The organism is Ottowia sp. (assembly GCF_046348305.1).
Lineage (GTDB): Bacteria > Pseudomonadota > Gammaproteobacteria > Burkholderiales > Burkholderiaceae_C > Ottowia.
This window is the reverse complement of record NZ_JAXMEM010000008.1, coordinates 174,692-188,608: the sequence shown is the minus strand read 5'-3', so window position 1 is coordinate 188,608 and position 13,917 is coordinate 174,692. Positions and strand designations below refer to the sequence as shown.

Below are 13,917 nucleotides of genomic sequence, written 5' to 3'. Positions count from 1 at the left end.
TCATGTCTCCCGCGTACCCAGGAGGCCCTTGGGCCGGAAGATCAGGATCAAGACCATGAACAGGTACGGCAGGATCGGCGCCACCTGCGCCACCGTCAGGCGCAGCACCTGCTCCAGGCCGCCGCTGGCCGTCACTTGCATGCCCATGCCGGCCAGCAGATCGCCCAGCGAGCGGTCGATGGCCACGGCAAAGGTCTGGATCACGCCGATCAAAAGCGAGGCCAGAAACGCGCCGGCCAGCGAGCCCATGCCGCCCACCACCACCACCACGAAGATGATGGGCCCGACGGCGTAGGCCATGGCCGGCTCGGTGACGTAGGTGTTGCCGGCCACCACGCCGGCCAGGCCGGCCAGCGCGGCGCCGCCGCCGAACACCAGCATGAACACGCGCGGCACGTTGTGGCCCAGCGCCTCCACGGTGTCGGGGTGCGTGAGCGCGGCCTGGATGATGTAGCCGATGCGCGTGCGCGTGAGCACCAGCCAGATGGACAGCAGCATGAGCACGGCCACCAGCATGATGAAGGCGCGTGACTTGGGAAACTGCGTGCCGTAGATGGAAAACAAGGGCCCTTGCAGTTGCTCGGGCAGGCCGTAGGGCACGACGGCGCGGCCCCAGATGAGCTGCACGACCTCGAGCACCAAGTAGGAAAGGCCGAAGGTGACGAGCAGCTCGGGCACGTGGCCGAACTTGTGCACCCGGCGCAGACAGACCTGCTCGAACAAGGCGCCCAGCAGGCCCACCGCGATGGGCGCGACGATGAGCGCCGGCCAGTAACCGACGACGCCGGAGATGAGATAGGCCAGATATGCGCCCAGCATGTAGAAGCTGGCGTGCGCGAAGTTGAGCACGCCCATCATGCTGAAGATCAGCGTCAGGCCCGAGCTGAGCATGAACAGCAGCAGGCCGTAGCTCAGGCCGTTGAGCAGTGATATGGTGAAAAACTCCATCCGGGCTTCCTCGGTATTGCAGACCCACTCAAGACGAACGCCGGTCGGCGACCCGCGTCGTCCGCCGGCGTGATGGCTTGACCCGTACTTACTTGCCCGGGCGCTTCATCTGGCAGGTGGTCGGCGTGCTGGCCACGAAGGGCTCCAGGTACTTGACCGGGGCAAAGGTGTAGCCGGTGTTCTCCAGGCTGTAGCTGTTCTTGGCGTCCACCTTCTGCCACTTGGAGATCCACATGCCCAGCTGCAGCTGGTGGTCGGTGGAGCGCATCTGCGCGTCCTCGCCGTTGAAGCCCTTGAAGCGCAGGCCTTCCAGCGCCGCCGCCACCTTCACCGGGTCGGTGGACTTGGCCTTGGCCATGGCGTCGGACAGCGCGGTCAGCGCGTTGTAGACCGAGAAGGTGTAGAAGTCGTCGTTGTTCTTGGCCTTGAAGCCCTTCATCAACTCGCCCATGCGCCCCGTGTAGTTGGAGTGGTTGTAGGCGATCTGGTAGACCTCCTGGTCCTTGCCCTGGGCGAGCGCCGTTGGCGTGCCCGAGACACCCGCGTAGTAGGCGTAGATGGGGATGTGCAGGCCGGCGTCGTTCATGGCCTTGACCAGCAGCGTGAAATCCTGACCCCAGTTTCCGGTCACCAGAGTGTCGGCGCCGGCGGCCTTGATCTTGGCCACGTAGGGCGCGAAATCCTTGACCTGACCCAGCGCCACGAAATCATCGCCGACGATCTTCACGTCGGGGCGGTTGCGCTGGATGCCTTCCTTGAAGTACTTGCTGACCTGGTGGCCGTGCGAGTAGTTCTGGTTGAGCAAATAGACGTTGTGGATGTCCTTCTGGTCCTTCATGAAGCTGGTCAGCGCGGCCATCTTCATGGTGGTGTCGGCGTCGAAGCGGAAGTGCCAGTAGTTGCACTTTTCGTTGGTCGAGGCCGGATCGACCGCGGCGTAGTTGATGTAGATGACTTCCTTGCCGGGGTTGCGCTCGTTGCTCTTGCCCACGGCCTCGGCCAGCGGGATGGCCACGTTGGAGCCATTGCCCTGCGTGACGTAGTGGATGCCCTGGTCCACGGCCGACTTCAGCAGGTTGAGCGCCTCCTGCGGCGAGCTCTTGCTGTCCATGGGCACGATCTCGAACTTGACCCCGGCCGGGTTCTCGGTGGCGTTCAGTTGCGAGGCCACGTACTGCCAGCTCTTGAACTGGTTGGTGCCCACGTTGCCCATGGGGCCGGACAGGCCTTCGATCATGGCGATCTTGACGGTCTCGCCCTTCTGGGCAAAAGCACCACCAGCCAGCGCCAGGCTTGCGCAAGCAGCTACAAGTTTGAAGGTCGTTCGCATGCAGGGATCTCCTTTGGGTTCAATGATGCGCCGCAGCGTACCGGCTTTGTGACGCGCCGCAGCAGGGGGTTTGCCCTAGTCTTATCGCGCAGGCGACAGCCCGCGCCGTGACTCACAGGCCGGGCAGCTTGTAGCCCTTGAGTTCTTCGCGCAGCTTGGTCTTGAGCATCTTGCCGGTGGCGCCCAGCGGGATGGCCTCGACGAAGACCACGTCGTCCGGGATCTGCCACTTGGCGATCTTGCCGTCGTAGAACTTGATCAGTTCTTCGCGCGTCACCTCGGCGCCGGGCTTCTTGACCACCGCGACGATGGGCCGCTCGTCCCACTTGGGGTGCGGCATGCCGATGCACGCGGCCATCGCCACGGCCGGGTGCGCCATGGCAACGTTCTCGATGTCGATCGAGCTGATCCATTCGCCGCCGGACTTGATCACGTCCTTGCTGCGGTCGGTGATCTGCATGAAGCCGTCGGCGTCGATGGTGGCCACGTCGCCGGTGGGGAACCAGCCGCGGCCCTGCTCGTCCTTGATGAGCGGGCATTGGCCCTTGAAGTAGGTGTCCATGATCCAGGGGCCGCGCACCAGCAGGTCGCCATAGGCCTTGCCGTCCCAGGGCTGATCCTTGCCGTCGTCGCCCACGATCTTCATGTCCACGCCGAAGATCGCCCGGCCTTGCTTGAGCCGAATGGCCAGTTGCTGCTCTTTGGGCAATTTCAGGTGCTTGTTCTTCAGCGTGCCGACCGTCCCCAGCGGGCTGGTTTCGGTCATGCCCCAGGCGTGCAGCACATCCACCCCGAACTCATCGCGGAAGGTGTCGATCATGGCCGGCGGGCAGGCCGAGCCGCCAATGACGGTGCGGTTCAGGCTGGAGAATTTCAGGCCGTTGGACTGCATGTGCGTCAGCAGCATTTGCCAGATGGTGGGCACACCGGCGGCAAAGCTCACCTTCTCGGCTTCCATCAGCTCATAGATCGACTTGCCGTCCATGGCCGGGCCCGGGTAGACCACCTTGGCGCCGGTGAGCGCGGCAACGTACGGCAGACCCCAGGCGTTGACGTGGAACATCGGCACCACCGGAAGGATCGAGTCACGCGCTGAAATGCCCATGGCGTCGGGCAGCGCGCCGCCGTAGGCATGCAGCACGACCGAGCGGTTGCTGTAGAGCGCGCCCTTGGGGTTGCCCGTGGTACCGCTGGTGTAGCACATGGCGGAGGCGGTGTTCTCGTCGAACTGCGGCCACGCATAGTCGGCTTTTTGCGCGCCGATCCACGCCTCGTAGCTCTGCAGGCCCGGGATGCCGCTGTCGGCCGGCAGCTTGTCGGCATCGCACAGCGCCACCCAGGTCTTGACGGTGGGGCACTTGGCGTGCGTGGCCTGCACCAGCGGCAGGAACGTCATGTCGAAGCACACCACCTTGTCTTCGGCATGGTTGATGATCCATACCATCTGATCGGGGTGCAGGCGCGGGTTGAGCGTATGCAGCACGCGGCCCGAGCCGGGCACGCCAAAGTACAGCTCCATGTGGCGATAGCCGTTCCAGGCCAGCGAGGCCACGCGGTCGCCGTCCTGCAGGCCCAGCGCGTCCAGTGCGTTGGCGACCTGCTTGGCGCGCGCAGCCAGGTCCTTGTAGGTATAGCGATGGATGTCGCCCTCCACCCGGCGCGAGACGATTTCGGCGTCGCCGTGGTGGCGCTCGGCAAAATCGAGCAGCATGGAAATCAACAGCGGTTGGTTCTGCATCAGGCCCAGCATGGGTACTCCTCGTGTCATGGAAGAAAAAAGAAGTCCGAATCCTACTGCCGGCGCAGGCGTCCGCTGCGCAAAAACGTCCTCGACAAAACTGGGGTTTACCCGGTAGGGTGTGCAGTCATGGCAACTGCCCGACAATGGGCCCATGACCGAATCCGCCGTTGCAGCAAAGCCCCTGCACCTCGTGCGCAGTGCCTTTGCCGGCTTGGGGCCGCATTTTTTCAGCGCGCTTGCGCCGGCGCCGCTGCCCGCCCCCTACTGGGTGGGCCGCAGCCCGGCGCTGGCACGCGATCTGGAGCTGGAACCCGACTGGTTCGCCTCGGACGATGCCCTGCAGGCCTTCAGCGGCAACACCCTGCTGCCGGGCAGCGCGCCGCTGGCCAGCGTCTACAGCGGCCACCAGTTCGGCGTGTGGGCCGGCCAGCTGGGTGACGGGCGCGCGCTGCTGCTGGGCGACACCGCCGGCGGGCTGGAGGTGCAGCTCAAGGGCAGCGGGCTCACGCCCTACTCGCGCATGGCCGACGGCCGCGCGGTGCTGCGCTCATCCATCCGCGAGTTTCTGGTGAGCGAAGCCATGCACGCGCTGGACATCCCCACCACCCGCGCGCTGTGCGTGACCGGCTCCGACCTGCCGGTGCGCCGCGAGACGCTGGAAACCGCCGCCGTGGTCACGCGCGTGGCGCCCAGCTTCATCCGCTTCGGCCACTTCGAGCACTTCAGCTACCGCGGGCAGCAAGACGCCCTGCAGGCGCTGACCGACTTCGTGATCCGGCGCTTCTACCCCGACTGCCAAAGTGCCCCCAAGCCCGCCGCCGCACTGCTGCAAGCCGTCACCGAGCGCACGGCGCGCCTCGTCGCGCAATGGCAGGCGGTGGGCTTCATGCACGGGGTGATGAACACCGACAACATGAGCATCCTGGGGCTGACGCTGGACTACGGGCCGTTTCAGTTCATGGACGGGTTCGACCCTGGCCACATCTGCAACCACTCCGACAGCGGCGGGCGCTACGCCTTCGACCAGCAGCCCGCCATCGCCCACTGGAACCTGTGCGCGCTGGCCCAGGCGCTGCTGCCGCTGATCGAAGACCGCGAGCAGGCCGTGGCCGCGCTGGATCGCTTTGCCGACACCTACACCCAGGCCCTGGCCGAGCGCCTGGCCACCAAACTGGGCTTTGCCCGCGCCACGCCCGAGGTCAGCGCCCTGGCCGACGACTGGCTCGCCCTGCTGGCTGGCGAGCGCACCGACTACACCGTCGCCTGGCGGCGCCTGGCGCGCCAGGCCGCGGGCAGGTCGGGCGAGCCACTGCGCGACCTGTTCATCGACCGCGCCGCCTGCGACGCCTGGTTGCTGCGTTTTCAGGAGCTGCTTGCGCACAACCCGCAAGCGCACAGCCCCGATTTGATGCTCAAGACCAACCCCGCCATCGTGCTGCGCAAGCACCTGGCCGAGCAGGCCATCGAGCAGGCCAGGCGCAAGAACTTCGGCCCGCTGGCGGAACTGCAAGCGGCCCTCGAGCATCCATATGATGAACCCGCGGCCCACCCCGAATGGGCCGGCATCGCGCCCGACTGGGCCGCCCACATCCAGATCAGTTGCTCCTCATGACCCATCCTGTCCAGAAAACCGACGCCCAGTGGCGCGACCTGCTGGCCGCCAAGGGCGCCGAGCCCGGCGCGTTTGAAGTGACCCGCCACGCCGCCACCGAGCGCCCGTTCAGCGGCAAATACGAGCGCCACTGGGAGGACGGCAGCTACCACTGCATCTGCTGCGGCACCAAGCTGTTCGAGTCCGGCACCAAGTTCGACGCCGGCTGCGGCTGGCCCAGCTTCTCGCAGGCCATCCCCGGCGCGATCACCGAAAAGCGCGACCTGAGCCACGGCATGGTCCGCGTGGAGACCGTGTGCGCCAACTGCGGCGCCCATCTGGGCCATGTGTTCGAGGACGGCCCCGAGCCGACCGGCCTGCGCTACTGCATGAACTCGGCTTCGCTGGACTTCGAGCCTGAGTGACGGCCGAACAACCCAACAGCCGAACAGCCGAACAGCCGGACGCAGAGGACGCAAAGGATTCGCAAAGGACGCAAAAAAATACCAAATTTTGTTTGGGGCATTGGGTCATGCAAGGGCCTGAGATGCCCGCCGCTCCCTCTCCCGCTTGCGGGTTGGGGTGAAGGCAGCAGCGCCACCGGATATAACCGGGTGTGCGTGGAGATCAGTAAAATCAGGACCAAGCGCTTCCCCATCAAGCGCTGAAAGCTATTAATTCAGTAGTTTTTGTTCGGTATTTTTTGCGCCTTCTGCGAACCCTTTGCGCCCTCTGCGTCCGGCTGTTTCGCGTATCCACCCCCCCACATGAAACTGCTGCTCGACTTCATTCCGCTTCTGCTGTTCTTCGGCGCCTACAAGCTGTGGGGCATCTATGCCGGCACGGCCGTGCTGATGGGCGCCACGGCCGTGCAAATGGCCGTCATCTACGCGATCGACAAGAAGCTCAGCACCATGCACAAGGCCACGCTGAGCCTGATCCTGATCTTCGGGGCGCTCACCCTGGTGCTGCAGGACGAACGCTTCATCAAGTGGAAGCCCACCGTGCTGTACGCCGCCATGGCGCTGGCGCTGGCCGTGGCGCTGTGGGGCTATGGCAAGAACTTTTTGAAGGCCATGCTGGGCGCGCAAATTGCCCTGCCCGACTTCGCCTGGCACCGCCTGACCATCGCCTGGGTCGCGTACTGCCTGTTCATGGCGGCCCTCAACGGCTATGTGGCGGCGTACTTCTCCACCGACGCCTGGGCCGAGTTCAAGCTGTGGGGCTACGTGTTCCCGCTGGCTTTCATCGTCGCCCAGGGCTTTTACGTGGCGCGCCACATCACCGAGCCGCCCGCGGCCAGCCCCGGAGCGCACGAATGAGCCCCGCCCTGCCCCAGGCCCCTGAAGCCGCCACCCCGCTGGCCGAGCAGATGGCCGCCTGCCTGCAACAGCGCTTTGCCCCCAGCGCCCTCGAAGTGCTGGACGAAAGCTGGCAGCACGAAGGCCACGCCGGCGCCAACGGCACGGGTTTTGGCACGCATTTTCGGGTGCGCATCGCGGCGCCCGCCTTTGCCGGCCTCACGCGCGTGGCTCAGCACCGGCTTGTGTATGATGCCCTGCACGACTTCATCGCGCGGCAAGGGGTGCATGCCCTGGCCATCGAAGCGCGGGCCTGAGCCCTGGCGCCTGCACACCACCGTCTTCCGTTCTCGCCCCTCCGGGGCATTTTCAACCTCAGTCCAACCATGAACAAACAGCTTCTGGCCGCCTGCTCGGCCGCCCTGCTGGCCGGCGCCCTGGCGTTGCCGGCCGCGGCGCAAAACGTCGCCATCGTCAACGGCAAACCGGTGCCCAAGGCGCGCCTGGACGCGCTGGAGACGCAAATCAAGGCCCAGGCCGCACGCACCGGCCAGCCCGTGCCGCCCGAGGTGCAAAAGCAGTTGCGCGACGAAGTCATCGCGCGCGAAGTCTTCATGCAGGAAGCGGAAAAACAAGGCCTGCAAGGCACGCCCGACTTCCAGTCCAAGATGGAGCTGGCGCGCCAAAGCGTGCTGATCGGCGAGCTGTTCGCCAACTACGCCAAGACCCACCCCATCACCGACGAGCAGGCCAAGGCCGAGTACGACAAGCTGATCGCCGCGCAGGCGCCGGCCGCCGGCGGCAAGGAGTACAAGGCGCGCCACATCCTGGTCGACAAGGAAGACGAGGCCAAGTCCATCATCGCCCAGCTCAAGAAGGGCGCCAAGTTCGAGGACATCGCCAAGAAGCAGTCCAAGGACACGGGCTCGGGCGCGCAAGGCGGCGAGCTGGGCTGGGCCGCCCCCGGCACCTACGTGCCCGAGTTCGGCCAGGCGCTGGAAAAGCTCAAGAAGGGCCAGACCACCGACACCCCGGTCAAGACCCAGTTCGGCTACCACGTGATCCAGCTCGAAGACACGCGCGACGCCAAGGCTCCCGAGCCGCCGCCCTTCGACGCCGTCAAGGCCCAGCTCAAGCAGCAGATGGAGCAGCAGCAACTGGCCAAGTACCAGCAGGAGCTGCGCGACAAGGCCAAGGTCGAATAAGCCGCGCGGCTTCGTTCGCACCGCAGGCGACCGGACGGCCCCGAGCCCCGGTCGCTATTTTTTTGTGAGCGCTCTGCGCAGGCGGAAAGCGCGCTGCGACCTTGTTTTGGTCGTCAACGCAGCCAGCGCATCCACGCCATCAGTGCGCCGATCAGCACCAGCTGGTGCAGCATGTAGTAGCTGAGGCTCCAGCGCCCCAGCGCAGCCAGGCCATGCCCCAGTCGCCCCACCGGCCGCGCCACTGCGGCGCGCGGCAGCGTCTGCCCGGCGGCCACACCCAGCAGCAACACGCCCAGCCAGGGCAGCAGGGGCACATAGTCCTCGGTGACGGGTTTGTGCGTGACCACGCCCAGGCCGTTGAGCCAGCGGCTGTCCAGCGCGGCGGCCAGCGGCGTCGCGGCGTGCGCGGCCAGCCACGCGTCCAGCAGCGGCGCCGCGGCGATCAGCGCCAGGCCCACGACCCACGGCACCCAACCCTGCAGCCATCGCCGCACCAGGCCGGCGCGCGCCAGCAGCAACATCACCGCCAGGCCATGCAGCACGCCAAAGCTGATCCAGCTGCCCGGAAACATCCACCACGAGCCCAGCGACACCAGCACGGCGCAGCCCGCCACCTGCCCCCAGCGCCGCCAAAACCGCGGCCAGCCCTGCCCGGCCTGCACCGCCAGCACCTGGCCAAAGCCCGCGGTGAACAGGAACAGGCTGACGATGGCCGTGCGCTGCAGCGTCCATCGCGGGTCTTCGTAGAAGTTCTGGCGGATCAGACCAAAGTGGTTCAGGTCAAAGCAGAAGTGATAGACCGTCATCCACACCAGCGCCAGCCCGCGCAGCGCGTCCAGGCGGTCGTGGCGCGCGCCGCTGGGCATCAATCCGCGCGGTAGTTCGGCGCTTCCTTGGTGATCTGCACGTCATGCACGTGCGACTCGCGGATGCCCGCCGCCGTGATCTGCACGAACTCGGCCTTGGCGCGCAAGTCCTCCACCGTGGCGCAGCCGCAGTAGCCCATGGCCGCGCGCAGGCCGCCGGCCTGCTGGAACAGGATGCTGACCACGCTGCCCTTGTAGGGCACGCGGCCTTCGATGCCCTCGGGCACCAGCTTGTCGGCGTTGGGGTTGCCAGTGGCGCTCTCCTGGAAATAGCGGTCGGCGCTGCCCTGCTGCATGGCGCCGATGCTGCCCATGCCGCGGTAGCTTTTGTAGCTGCGGCCCTGATAGAGCACGATCTCGCCCGGCGCCTCCTCGGTGCCGGCAAACATGCCGCCCATCATCACGCTGTGCGCGCCGGCCGCAATGGCCTTGGCGATGTCGCCCGAGTAGCGCACGCCGCCGTCGGCGATCAGCGGCACGCCGGTGCCCTCCAGCGCCTCGGCGACGTTGTGGATGGCCGTGATCTGCGGCACGCCCACGCCGGCGACGATGCGCGTGGTGCAGATGCTGCCCGGGCCGATGCCCACCTTGACGCCATCGGCCCCCGCCTCGACCAGCGCGCGCGCCGCCGCCGCGGTGGCGATGTTGCCGCCGATGACCTGCACCTGCGGATAATTTTGCTTGACCCAGCGCACGCGCTCGATCACGCCCTGGCTGTGGCCGTGCGCGGTGTCCACCACCAGCGCATCGACGCCGGCCTTGACCAGTGCATCCACGCGCTCCTCGGTGCCGGCGCCCACGCCCACGGCCGCGCCCACGCGCAGGCGGCCATGGTCGTCGCGCGCGGCGTTGGGAAAGGTGGTCTGCTTGGTGATGTCCTTGACGGTGATCAGGCCCTTCAGGCGATCTTCCCGGTCGATGATCAGCAGGCGCTCCAGCTTGTGCTTGTTCAGCATCGCCTTGGCCTCGGCGTGGCTGGTGCCTTCGGGCACGGTGATCAGGCGCTCGCGCGGCGTCATGATCTGGCGCACCGGCACGTCATAGCGCGTCTCGAAGCGCAGGTCGCGCCCGGTGACGATGCCCACCACGCGCCCATGCTCGATCACCGGAAAGCCGCTGATTCCCAACTCGTCCGACAGCTGCATCACCTGCAGCACCGTGTGCTCGGGCGTGATCACCACCGGGTCGCGCAACACCCCGCTCTCATAACGCTTGACCTTGGCCACGTGGGCCGCCTGCTCCTGCGCGGTGAGGTTCTTGTGGACGATGCCGATGCCGCCCTCCTGCGCCATCGCGATGGCCAGGCGCGCCTCGGTAACGGTGTCCATGGCCGCCGAAACCAGCGGCAGGTTGAGGCGGATGTGGCGGGTAAACGGGGTGGCGAGGGACGTGTCCTTGGGCAGGACCTGGGAGAACGCTGGCACCAGCAACACATCGTCGAAGGTCAGCGCGGGGCCTAAAAGGCGCATGGTTTGCTCCAAAAAACGGATTGTACCGAAGCCCTTGCGTGCGAATTTCGACACACCCGGCGCTCAATTTGCCACCTGCGCGCCAAAGGGCGGCATGGGGCCGTTACACTGTGTATCTCATGAAACCTGCACGCCTTTTCATCGTCTGCGCCCTGCTGGCCGCCAGCATTCCGGCCATGGCGCAGTACCAATGGATCGACAAGGACGGCCGGCGCGTGTTCAGCGACCGCGCGCCGCCGGCCGAGGTGCCCGCCAAGAACATCCTGGCCCAGCCGCGCGGCGCCAGCGTGCCGGTGGCGGCCGCCGCGGCCGCGCCGGCATCCGCCGCCCCGCAAGCCGCTGCGGCCAGCGCCCCGGCCATCGGGACGGACAAGGCCCTGGAAGAAAAGAAACAGCAGGCCGAGGCCGCCGAAGCGGCCAAGAAAAAAGCCGAGGAAGCCCGCGTGGCCGCCGCCCGCGCCGACAACTGCAAGCGTGCCCAGAGCGCCAAGACCACGCTGGACTCGGGCATGCGCATGGCCCGCGTCAACGACAAGGGCGAGCGCGAAATCCTGGACGACACGCAGCGCGCCGCCGAACTGAAGCGCACCAACCAGGCCATCGCCGAGAACTGCAAGTAAGCGCCGGAGCGCCCCGCGCCAGCGCCGCGCGTTTCAATATCCTGGCTTGGAGCCCGGCCGGCGCCGGGCAAACAGGCCTGCGGTGCGCGCACCCTGCCGGCCAAAGCGCTCGCGCCGCGCCCGCTTGGGATCGACCCGCAGCGGGCGATACAGCTCCACCCGGTCACCGTCGTGCAGGGTTCGATCCAGCGGTGCCTTGCGGCCCCAGAGGCCCACCTCATCCACCCCTTCGATCGACCAGCCCGCCGCCTGCAGCGCCTGGCCCAGCGTGCTGCCCGCCGGCAGCCGCAGCTCGCGCTGCTCGATCTGCCGCGGGCCGGGCGCGCGCACCAGCAGCACCGTCAGCATCCGGGGCGTCATCGCACTTCCCCGCCATAGACCTGCTCGGCGCGCTTGACGAAGGCGTCCACCAGGCTGCCCGCAATGCGGTCGAACACGGGCCCCACCACGGCCGCCAGCAGGTTGTTGGAAAAACCATAGTCCAGCTTGAGCCCCACACGGCAGGCGCGCTGCGCATCGTCGCCCACGGGCGTGAAGACCCAGTCGCCCTCCAGCCGGGAGAACGGGCCGTCCACCAGGTGCAGGCGCACCTCGCGGTCGAGCGTGTGCTCGTTGCGGGTGGTAAAGCTCTGCGTGACGCCCTTGAAGGCGATGCCGACCTCGGCCGTCATGCCGGACTCGGTCTCGGCCAGCACGCGGGCGTGGCTGCACCAGGGCAGAAATTCGGGGTAGCGGGCCACGTCGGTCACCAGCGCGTACATCTCGGCGGCCGAGTACCAGATCAGGACGGACTTGTGCACGGATTTCATAGAATGCGCGATTGCTCCTGATTTTAAGGCGCCCCCTGCGCGCCGACGCGGCTTGCAAGCAACGGCAGGCCCCTCATATTGCCCCGATGGCGACAAAAAAACCCGCATCCACCAACCCGGTCATTGCCCAGAACAAGAAGGCCGCGTTCAACTACTTCTTCGAAGAGCGCTTCGAGGCCGGCATGGTGCTGGAAGGCTGGGAGGTGAAGGCCCTGCGCGCCGGCAAGGCGCAGTTGACCGACGGCTACGTCGTCATCCGCAATGGCGAGTTGTTCGTGATCGGCTGCCAGATCAACCCGCTGGGCACGGCCAGCACGCATGTGCGGGCGGATTCGGCGCGCACCAAGAAGCTGCTGATGAAGAAGGACGAGATCCAGCGGCTGATCGGCAAGGTCGAGCAAAAGGGCTACACCCTGGTGCCCATCAACCTGCACTGGAAAAACGGGCGCGTCAAATGCGAAATCGCGCTGGCCAAGGGCAAGGCCACGCACGACAAGCGCGACACCATCAAGGAGCGCGAGGGCAAGCGCGAGGTGGAGCGGGCGCTCAAGCAGCATCACCGGTGAACACTGGCCGGCCCCCGCGGCCGGACGCGGTGGCGCGATGCAGACTGTCGGTCTAAACTGTGCACGTCGATTCCAGCACAGGAGCATCTCGATGAAAGCACTGATCGTTGCCGTGTCCGCCTCGGCGCTGCTGGCCGCCTGCGGCTCCATGGGTCATGACAGTGGCGTTGCAAGCAGCAACACCACCAGTGCCAGCAGCGCCAGCACGCCCACCCGTGCCGCCGACGGCACGCTGATCGGCCCCAATGGCCGCACCCTGTATGTGTTTGCCCGCGACGTGGCGGGCAGCGGCCGGTCGGCATGCGTGGACGGCTGCGCGGCCAACTGGCCGCCCTTGGGCGTGGCACCCAATGCCGTGGCGCTGGGCGAGTACACCATCATCAACCGCGCCGACGGCGCGCGCCAATGGGCCTTCAAGGGCATGCCGCTGTACTACTTCGCCAAGGATGCCAAGCCCGGCGACAAAAGCGGTGACGGCGTGGGCGGCGTCTGGCGCGTGGCCCGATAGGCCTGGCCGGCGGCAACGCGGGCCCGCGGCGCCAGGTGCTCCTCAGAGCACGGATTGACCAACGCGGCGCGCTCTGGCGGCGCGGCCACGCCAACCCAGCCATTCGCTGACCAGCAGCGCGCCAAGCACCAGCGCGCCGCCGCGCAGCACCTCCGGGCGGGGCACTTCGCCCGCAATGGCCCACACCAGGGCGATGCCGAACACGATCTCCAGCAGGCCCAGCAAAGACACCTCGGCCGCCGGCAGCACGCGCGCGCACAGCACGGCCAGCACGCAGGGGATGGCCAGTTGTCCCACGCCCAGCGCCGCCAGCCAGGCCAGATCACCCGCCGAGGCGGCAAACGGCACGGCCCACGGCGCCACGCCCAGGCAGGAAATCACCGCCCCCAGCAACACCGCGGGCACGAGGTCGAGCGCCGCACCGCGCGCCTGGCTGCGCTGCGTCACCGTCCAGTTGATGGCAGCGGCCACCGGCACGCCCAAGGCCACGATGGAGCCGAGCCAGGCCCTGGCGTCGGTGGTCTGCCCGATCTGCCCGACGAACATCCAGGCCATGCCCACGCCGGCCACCGCGATGGCTGCCCAGGTGCGCCCCGGCAGCGGCCGCCCGGTGACCCAGCGCGCCAGCAGCGCCGTCAGGAACGGGCCGAAGGCCATGGTCACCAGCACGCGCGCCACGCCGGTGAGCGTGAGCGCCACCATGTAGGCGGTGAACATCACGGCCCAGCACAGGCCCGACAGCCACAGCGAGCGGTCGCCCCAGGCCACGCGGGCCCAGGCGCCCCGCCCCCGCCACGCCGGCAGGATGACCAGCAGCGCCAGCGCGCAAGCGGCGCTGCGCCAGAACGTGGTCTCGAAGCCCTGGGCGTATTCGATCTGGCGCGTGACGACGCCGGCCGTGCCCCACAAAAAGGTGGCCAGCACCATCGTCCACACCGCGCGGGTGTGGGACCAGGTTGCAAG

The 13,917-nt window shown here is 67.2% G+C and carries 16 protein-coding genes; 8 read left to right on the top strand and 8 right to left on the bottom strand.

The annotated features are described in order from the left end of the window. The 3 genes from U1F38_RS11415 to U1F38_RS11405 all read right to left on the bottom strand — a co-directional run bounded on the left by U1F38_RS11415 (window position 1) and on the right by U1F38_RS11405 (window position 4,028). On the bottom strand, window positions 1-948 hold the full coding sequence (locus tag U1F38_RS11415; RefSeq protein ID WP_409987182.1) for a branched-chain amino acid ABC transporter permease: 948 nt from the start codon (window positions 946-948) through the stop codon (window positions 1-3). An 88-nt stretch (window positions 949-1,036) separates the two neighbouring features. After that, on the bottom strand, window positions 1,037-2,278 hold the full coding sequence (locus U1F38_RS11410; RefSeq protein ID WP_409987181.1) for a branched-chain amino acid ABC transporter substrate-binding protein: 1,242 nt from the start codon (window positions 2,276-2,278) through the stop codon (window positions 1,037-1,039). 112 nt (window positions 2,279-2,390) lie between these two features. Beyond that, entirely contained in the window at window positions 2,391-4,028 is a 1,638-nt protein-coding gene (locus U1F38_RS11405) for a 3-(methylthio)propionyl-CoA ligase (RefSeq protein WP_409987180.1), read from the bottom strand. Window positions 4,029-4,170: 142 nt separating this feature from the next. On the opposite strand from U1F38_RS11405, the gene U1F38_RS11400 reads away from it, so the two are divergent. From U1F38_RS11400 to U1F38_RS11380, 5 genes are all read left to right on the top strand, one after another. After that, entirely contained in the window at window positions 4,171-5,631 is a 1,461-nt protein-coding gene (locus U1F38_RS11400) for a protein adenylyltransferase SelO (RefSeq protein ID WP_409987179.1), read from the top strand. Then, window positions 5,628-6,035: a peptide-methionine (R)-S-oxide reductase MsrB gene (gene msrB, locus U1F38_RS11395; RefSeq protein WP_409987178.1), complete on the top strand. Its 408-nt coding sequence runs from the start codon at window positions 5,628-5,630 to the stop codon at window positions 6,033-6,035. Before U1F38_RS11400 ends, msrB begins: the two co-directional genes overlap by 4 nt. A 342-nt stretch (window positions 6,036-6,377) precedes the next feature. After that, complete coding sequence (locus U1F38_RS11390; protein WP_409987177.1) at window positions 6,378-6,932, top strand: septation protein A; 555 nt, start codon at window positions 6,378-6,380, stop codon at window positions 6,930-6,932. Beyond that, window positions 6,929-7,228 carry a BolA family protein gene (locus U1F38_RS11385; protein WP_409987176.1) on the top strand — a complete coding sequence of 100 codons (300 nt, stop codon included), beginning with the start codon at window positions 6,929-6,931 and terminating at the stop codon, window positions 7,226-7,228. The genes U1F38_RS11390 and U1F38_RS11385 overlap by 4 nt, the downstream gene beginning before the upstream one ends. 69 nt (window positions 7,229-7,297) lie before the next feature. Then, window positions 7,298-8,116 (top strand): peptidylprolyl isomerase, encoded by an 819-nt coding sequence (locus U1F38_RS11380; RefSeq protein WP_409987175.1) that lies wholly within the window; start codon window positions 7,298-7,300, stop codon window positions 8,114-8,116. 113 nt (window positions 8,117-8,229) lie between these two features. Here the strand turns inward: U1F38_RS11380 and U1F38_RS11375 are convergent, their stop codons facing one another. Together U1F38_RS11375 and guaB are read right to left on the bottom strand one after the other, a co-directional pair. Further along, window positions 8,230-8,982: a DUF1624 domain-containing protein gene (locus U1F38_RS11375; protein ID WP_409987174.1), complete on the bottom strand. Its 753-nt coding sequence runs from the start codon at window positions 8,980-8,982 to the stop codon at window positions 8,230-8,232. Next, window positions 8,982-10,451, bottom strand: a complete 1,470-nt coding sequence (gene guaB, locus U1F38_RS11370; protein WP_409987173.1) for an IMP dehydrogenase — start codon at window positions 10,449-10,451, stop codon at window positions 8,982-8,984. The genes U1F38_RS11375 and guaB overlap by 1 nt, the downstream gene beginning before the upstream one ends. Before the next feature lie 119 nt (window positions 10,452-10,570). Between guaB and U1F38_RS11365 the strand changes: the two genes are divergently transcribed. Beyond that, window positions 10,571-11,071, top strand: coding sequence for a DUF4124 domain-containing protein (locus tag U1F38_RS11365; RefSeq protein ID WP_409987172.1), 501 nt, complete (start codon window positions 10,571-10,573; stop codon window positions 11,069-11,071). Window positions 11,072-11,104: 33 nt separating this feature from the next. On the opposite strand, the gene U1F38_RS11360 is transcribed toward U1F38_RS11365, so the two are convergent. Both U1F38_RS11360 and U1F38_RS11355 read right to left on the bottom strand, forming a co-directional pair. Continuing rightward, window positions 11,105-11,431, bottom strand: coding sequence for an RnfH family protein (locus tag U1F38_RS11360; protein WP_409987171.1), 327 nt, complete (start codon window positions 11,429-11,431; stop codon window positions 11,105-11,107). Then, window positions 11,428-11,880, bottom strand: coding sequence for a type II toxin-antitoxin system RatA family toxin (locus U1F38_RS11355; RefSeq protein WP_409987170.1), 453 nt, complete (start codon window positions 11,878-11,880; stop codon window positions 11,428-11,430). The genes U1F38_RS11360 and U1F38_RS11355 overlap by 4 nt, the downstream gene beginning before the upstream one ends. An 86-nt stretch (window positions 11,881-11,966) precedes the next feature. Here U1F38_RS11355 and smpB point away from each other — a divergent pair, with 86 nt between their 5' ends. Together smpB and U1F38_RS11345 are read left to right on the top strand one after the other, a co-directional pair. Further along, window positions 11,967-12,446 carry an SsrA-binding protein SmpB gene (gene smpB, locus U1F38_RS11350; protein ID WP_409987169.1) on the top strand — a complete coding sequence of 160 codons (480 nt, stop codon included), beginning with the start codon at window positions 11,967-11,969 and terminating at the stop codon, window positions 12,444-12,446. Between the two features lie 91 nt (window positions 12,447-12,537). Next, the gene (locus U1F38_RS11345; protein ID WP_409987168.1) at window positions 12,538-12,954 is read left to right on the top strand and encodes an ATP-binding protein; all 417 of its coding nucleotides are present in this window, start codon (window positions 12,538-12,540) and stop codon (window positions 12,952-12,954) included. Between the two features lie 42 nt (window positions 12,955-12,996). Here U1F38_RS11345 and U1F38_RS11340 read toward each other — a convergent pair whose 3' ends face one another. After that, complete coding sequence (locus U1F38_RS11340) at window positions 12,997-13,881, bottom strand: DMT family transporter (protein WP_409987247.1); 885 nt, start codon at window positions 13,879-13,881, stop codon at window positions 12,997-12,999. Window positions 13,882-13,917: the final 36 nt, after the last annotated feature.

Bases quoted from the DNA above. Each gene is read 5' to 3' on its own strand.
- U1F38_RS11415 (WP_409987182.1), bottom strand. From the start codon at position 948: ATGGAGTTTTTCACCATATCACTGCTCAACGGCCTGAGCTACGGCCTG.
- U1F38_RS11410 (WP_409987181.1), bottom strand. From the start codon at position 2,278: ATGCGAACGACCTTCAAACTTGTAGCTGCTTGCGCAAGCCTGGCGCTG.
- U1F38_RS11405 (WP_409987180.1), bottom strand. From the start codon at position 4,028: ATGCTGGGCCTGATGCAGAACCAACCGCTGTTGATTTCCATGCTGCTC.
- U1F38_RS11400 (WP_409987179.1), top strand. From the start codon at position 4,171: ATGACCGAATCCGCCGTTGCAGCAAAGCCCCTGCACCTCGTGCGCAGT.
- msrB (WP_409987178.1), top strand. From the start codon at position 5,628: ATGACCCATCCTGTCCAGAAAACCGACGCCCAGTGGCGCGACCTGCTG.
- U1F38_RS11390 (WP_409987177.1), top strand. From the start codon at position 6,378: ATGAAACTGCTGCTCGACTTCATTCCGCTTCTGCTGTTCTTCGGCGCC.
- U1F38_RS11385 (WP_409987176.1), top strand. From the start codon at position 6,929: ATGAGCCCCGCCCTGCCCCAGGCCCCTGAAGCCGCCACCCCGCTGGCC.
- U1F38_RS11380 (WP_409987175.1), top strand. From the start codon at position 7,298: ATGAACAAACAGCTTCTGGCCGCCTGCTCGGCCGCCCTGCTGGCCGGC.
- U1F38_RS11375 (WP_409987174.1), bottom strand. From the start codon at position 8,982: ATGCCCAGCGGCGCGCGCCACGACCGCCTGGACGCGCTGCGCGGGCTG.
- guaB (WP_409987173.1), bottom strand. From the start codon at position 10,451: ATGCGCCTTTTAGGCCCCGCGCTGACCTTCGACGATGTGTTGCTGGTG.
- U1F38_RS11365 (WP_409987172.1), top strand. From the start codon at position 10,571: ATGAAACCTGCACGCCTTTTCATCGTCTGCGCCCTGCTGGCCGCCAGC.
- U1F38_RS11360 (WP_409987171.1), bottom strand. From the start codon at position 11,431: ATGACGCCCCGGATGCTGACGGTGCTGCTGGTGCGCGCGCCCGGCCCG.
- U1F38_RS11355 (WP_409987170.1), bottom strand. From the start codon at position 11,880: ATGAAATCCGTGCACAAGTCCGTCCTGATCTGGTACTCGGCCGCCGAG.
- smpB (WP_409987169.1), top strand. From the start codon at position 11,967: ATGGCGACAAAAAAACCCGCATCCACCAACCCGGTCATTGCCCAGAAC.
- U1F38_RS11345 (WP_409987168.1), top strand. From the start codon at position 12,538: ATGAAAGCACTGATCGTTGCCGTGTCCGCCTCGGCGCTGCTGGCCGCC.
- U1F38_RS11340 (WP_409987247.1), bottom strand. From the start codon at position 13,881: ATGGTGCTGGCCACCTTTTTGTGGGGCACGGCCGGCGTCGTCACGCGC.